Annotated in this window: 4 protein-coding genes; all 4 read left to right on the top strand. The window is 37.6% G+C overall.

Translation table 11 applies throughout. The features are described 5' to 3' along the window. Positions 1–914 (top strand): DUF2130 domain-containing protein (locus Q0543_RS02465; protein WP_299248636.1); only part of this gene is annotated, 914 nt, incomplete at its 5' end. 305 nt (positions 915–1,219) lie between these two features. Continuing rightward, positions 1,220–2,950: a single-stranded-DNA-specific exonuclease RecJ gene (gene recJ, locus Q0543_RS02460; RefSeq protein WP_299248633.1), complete on the top strand. Its 1,731-nt coding sequence runs from the start codon at positions 1,220–1,222 to the stop codon at positions 2,948–2,950. Continuing rightward, complete coding sequence (gene lptB, locus Q0543_RS02455) at positions 2,947–3,684, top strand: LPS export ABC transporter ATP-binding protein (RefSeq protein ID WP_299248630.1); 738 nt, start codon at positions 2,947–2,949, stop codon at positions 3,682–3,684. Before recJ ends, lptB begins: the two co-directional genes overlap by 4 nt. Before the next feature lie 5 nt (positions 3,685–3,689). Further along, on the top strand, positions 3,690–5,204 hold the full coding sequence (locus Q0543_RS02450) for a GH3 auxin-responsive promoter family protein (RefSeq protein WP_299248628.1): 1,515 nt from the start codon (positions 3,690–3,692) through the stop codon (positions 5,202–5,204). The last annotated feature ends 282 nt before the right edge of the window (positions 5,205–5,486 follow it).

Raw genomic sequence — 5,486 nt, 5'->3', positions numbered from 1 at the left:
TTCTAAAATTGAAAGAAGTTGAGTTGATGCGTGCAGAGCAAAAACTTAAAGATGTAGAGCAAGACATGAAGGTTGCATTCGACAAACAGTTGTTGGAGCAAAAGAAATTGATGGCGGAAGAAATTCAAAAAGTAGCAGACGAACAAAATCAAGCCAAAAACAGAGAGAAGGATACACAATTAGAACAATTGCGCAGGCAGATTGATGAAATGAAACGTAAAGCCGAACAAGGCTCTATGCAATTACAAGGCGAAGCGCAAGAATTATTTTTAGAAGAATTATTGAAGTCATCTTTTCCATTTGATTTGATTGAAGAAGTTGGCAAGGGTATAAGAGGTGCGGATGTAATACAAACAGTTCGCAACAACCAAGGCAGAGATTGCGGATCGATTATTTATGAAGCAAAGAATACCAAAGCATTTAGCGATGGCTGGATTGACAAATTGAAAGTTGATTTACGTAGTCAGAAAGCAGACCTTGCCGTTTTAGTTACAAGCACGATGCCTAAAGACATGACTACGTTTGGTATGAAAGATGGTATTTGGATTTGCACTTTTGAGCAAATCAAAGGATTGTCTGTGGTACTTCGAGACGGACTCATTAAAGTGACCGAAGCAAAAGGCGCTGAAGTAAATAGAGGCGAAAAAATGCAATTGCTGTACTCCTATTTAACAGGCAATGAATTCCGGCAACAAATCGAAGCTATTGTTGAAGCATTCTCTAGCATGCAATCTGCCTTGAATAAAGAGAAAATTGCAATGAGTAAAATTTGGAAAGAACGCGAAAAACAAATTGACAAAGTAATAGAAAGCACTACAGGCTTGTATGGTTCCATTAAAGGAATAGCAGGTAGCGCTGTAATAGATATCAAAGCATTGGAGTTGGATAGCGATGAAGAGTTGCTGTTGGAATAATTGCACAAAGTGTCTGAACCGCTCACGAAGTTGATGTAAATGATTCGGTTGATTTATTTACTAAATAAATGCCACATCACCATGGTCTTTGACACACAGACCATTAAAGAAAACCTATAATGGGTTCTTGACATATGGAAACCAAATCAATAATTTATATAGTACACAAAGTCTGAAAGACTTTCATATTCTAGCTTGGAGCATCGTAACAAGAAATCCATGCAAGGACAACCGTTAAATATTGCAGCTAGAACTTAGTTAACACAAGCTTTAGGCGTTAGGCTTTTAGCATTAAGCTTATATCATTGAATACACAAACCAAACGTTGGATTACAAAAGCGTTGCCTGCACAAGAAACGGCAAAGGCACTTGCTACAGCATTAAATGTAAATCCATACGTTGCTGTATTGTTGGCACAGCGTGGTATGCAAACATTTGAGGAGGCAAAATCTTTTTTTAGACCTTCGCTTACAGAATTACACGATCCATTTTTAATGCGCGACATGGACAAAGCTGTTGTGCGGTTGATACAAGCGATAGAAAAAAATGAACGCATTTTAATTTATGGCGATTACGATGTAGACGGCACTACATCCGTATCGGTATTTTATGGGTTTTTAAAAAAGTACTACACCAATATTGAATATTATATACCAGATCGCTACAAAGAAGGATATGGCGTATCTAAAGCAGGCATGGAGCACGCACGTGACACACACGCAAAACTCATTGTGAGCTTAGATTGTGGTATCCGCTCAGTTGAGATGGTGCAATTGGCGCAATCGTTTGGTATCGATTTTATTATTTGTGATCACCACAATCCGGGAGAAGAATTGCCGCCTGCAGTTGCAATATTAGATCCCAAACAAAAAAACTGCCCCTATCCATATAAAGAATTGTCGGGCTGCGGGGTTGGTTTTAAATTGCTACAAGCCTTATGCATGCGGGCAGGTTATTCTTCAGATGTATTATTTGAGGAAATAGATTTACTTGCAATTAGCATTTGTTCAGACATAGTACCTATTACAGGAGAAAATCGAGTTTTTACCTATTACGGAATTCAAAAGTTAAATCAAGCGCCGCGACCTGGAATTCAAGCAATCATAGATGTATCGGGTTTAAAAAAGGCAATCGATGTAAATAGTATTGTGTTTACGATTGGTCCGCGTATTAATGCTGCTGGACGAATTGATCATGCATTTGCAGCGGTAGATTTATTATTGGCATCCAACAAACTTGATGCTGCAAATTTTGCAGGTACCATAAACGATCATAATTTAGTACGCAGAGAGTTTGACGAAACCATTACAGGCGAAGCCTTAACAATGATTCAAAACAGTGTACATGTTGATACAGCATGTTCTACTGTACTATATAAAAATGATTGGCATAAAGGCGTTATTGGCATTGTAGCTTCGCGTTGCATTGAGCACTATCACAGGCCAACCATTATTCTTACAAAATCAAATGGGAAAGTTGCAGGTTCTGCGCGTTCTGTGCCAGATTATGATTTATATGAAGCCATAGATAAGTGCTCGGACTTATTGATTCAGTTTGGCGGACATAAATACGCAGCAGGTTTGACTATGGAAGAAAAAAATATAGACGCATTTAGAATAAAATTTGAAGAAGTTGTTTCTGCGAGTATTCGTAAAGAGCAACTTATACCAATGATTTCCATAGATTTAGATTTGCCCTTAAATCAAATTTCAACACAATTTTATAATATCGTTCGGCAAATGGGTCCATTCGGCCCACAAAATATGCAACCTATTTTTGTATCACGAAATGTATATGATGATGGCACAGCAAGAATTTTGAAAGACAAGCACTTAAAATTGAACATTCGTCAAGAAGATTCTGTAACTTACTCTGCAATCGGTTGGCAGATGCATTCCTTTTTCGACCGCATCCATAAGAAAGAACCGTTTGATATTTGTTACACATTAGAAGAAAATGAATTTAATGGCAAGAAATCAATTCAACTCTTGATTCGCGACATTCAATTTGTAAAAGATAGGAACCCACAGATATGATACTTGGAGCAGATAATCTAATAAAAAAATATAAAAATCGATTGGTTGTAAACGACGTATCGGTAAATGTAAAACAAGGAGAAATTGTTGGTTTACTTGGTCCGAATGGTGCAGGTAAAACAACCAGCTTTTATATGATTGTAGGCTTAATAAAGCCAAATACGGGCAGAGTTTATTTGGACGATGAAGACATCACAGATTTACCCATGTATCAACGTGCACGAAAAGGCTTAGGATATTTAGCACAAGAAGCTTCTGTTTTTAGAGAATTAAGTGTAGAAGATAACATCGGTGCAGTGCTTGAAATGAGTAACATGCCGAAGGCGGAACAAAAAGATAAAGTAGAATCCTTAATGGAAGAATTCTCCTTGACACATGTGCGCAAGAACTTAGGTAAAGTATTGTCAGGTGGCGAACGAAGAAGAACAGAGATTGCGCGTGCCTTGGCTGTAGATCCAAAATTCGTATTATTGGACGAACCTTTTGCAGGGGTAGATCCGATTGCTGTTGAAGAGATCCAAACAATTGTGGCCCGCTTAAAAAATAAAAATATCGGCATTTTAATAACCGACCACAACGTAAACGAAACATTATCTATCACAGATAGAGCATACTTATTATTCGAAGGAAAAATTTTACGTTCGGGTACTGCAGAAGAATTGGCTGAAGACGAAACGGTACGTCGTGTATATTTGGGCCAACATTTCCAGTTCCGCAGAAAAATATTAACCTAGTCTGGATGTTACCTGTTTTTAATTTTGCTATAAAAAAATTTATGAATCAACGTATGGATACCATCCATGCGTTTATGGCAAATCCTATAGAAATACAAGAAACACTTTTAAAGCAATTATTAAAAGACGCTGCCAAAACAACTTGGGGAGAAAAGTACGATTATAAAAATATTCTTTCATCAAATCAGTATCGCACAAACGTTCCAGTTTCTACCTACGAAACTTTTTATCCCTGGATTGAACGTTGCCTAAAAGGCGAACAACAAATATTGTGGCATTCTAATATCGATTGGTTTTCTAAATCTTCGGGAACAACAAATGCTAAAAGTAAATTTATTCCTGTCTCTGCAGAATCTTTAAAAGAATGTCATTATAAAGGCGGCAAAGACTTGTTGACCATGTATTTTGATAATGTGCCGACAAGTAAATTGTTTGAAGGAAAGTCATTGGCTGTTGGTGGATCCTGTTCACCCAATCCTTTTAGAAATGACTCTCAAATAGGCGACATCTCTGCAGTAATCATGGCGAACTTGCCTACATGGGCACAGTATGCGCGTACACCATCCATTCAAACAGCGTTGATGAATGAGTGGGAAGCAAAAATTGACAAACTCGCAACAGAGACTGCAATCGAAAATGTAAGCAACTTATCGGGAGTACCCACTTGGGCGGTATTGCTGTTAGAATACATACTTGAAAAGAATGGCAAAAAAGACATGCTTGAAATTTGGCCAAATTTCGAATGCTTTTTTCATGGTGCAGTATCTTTTCATCCGTATAAATGTGTTTTTAAAAAATTCTTCCCTTCCGATCAGGTCCATTATATGGAAACCTACAATGCATCTGAAGGATTTTTTGGCGTACAAGACGATTTATCACGCGATGATATGTTGTTGTTGTTAGACCATGGTATTTATTATGAATTTATTCCTATTAATGAACTGGATGCAGAATTCCCTAAAGCCATTCCTTTATCAGAAGTACAATTGAATGAATCCTATGCCTTGGTAATATCTACCAATAGCGGCTTGTGGAGATACAATGTAGGTGATGTGGTACGTATTACATCGGTGGTTCCGTATCGTATAAAAATAACAGGTCGCACGAAGCATTACATCAATGTGTTTGGCGAAGAGCTAGTGGTAGAAAATGCTGAAATGGCAATTGCAAAAGCCTGCGAACAAACAGGAGCAGTATTGGCCAACTTTACTGCTGCACCCATCTTTTTTAATGAGCAGAACAAAGGGGGGCATGAATGGATTATTGAATTCATTACACAACCATCCGATCAAAATCAATTTACGGTTTTGTTAGATCGATTTTTACAAGAGCTCAATTCCGATTACGAAGCTAAACGCTACAAAGACATGGCCTTGTTATTGCCCACAGTACATTATGTAAAAGAAGGCACTTTTTATACCTGGCTTAAGCTGAAAGGCAAGCTGGGTGGTCAACACAAAGTTCCGCGCTTGAGCAATACACGTGAGTATGTGGAGGAGATATTGGCGAAGTGTTTGTAGGGGACGGAATCTCGTGATTAGAATTTGCTTAATCGTATTACGAAACCTATAAGGTTTTGTTCATTGAGATTGCGGCTCTTAAAACCACAGTAGTCTTATTGGTTGCAGAATAGGTTAAAGATATAAAACCTTATAGGTTTTTTTGAAGGAAGGATAAATACTTCTTAAAGGAATTTTATAAAAGGTTTGGACGAGTTTTCGTAATTAGAATTTGCTTAATAGGATATCGAAACCTATAAGGTTTTGTTCATTGAGATTGCGGCTCTTAAAACCACAGTAGTC

This window comes from uncultured Cytophaga sp., assembly GCF_937863595.1.
Classification (GTDB): domain Bacteria; phylum Bacteroidota; class Bacteroidia; order Cytophagales; family Cytophagaceae; genus Cytophaga.
The sequence above is the reverse complement of the archived record's forward strand: the minus strand, read 5'-3'. Positions and strand labels throughout refer to the sequence as shown.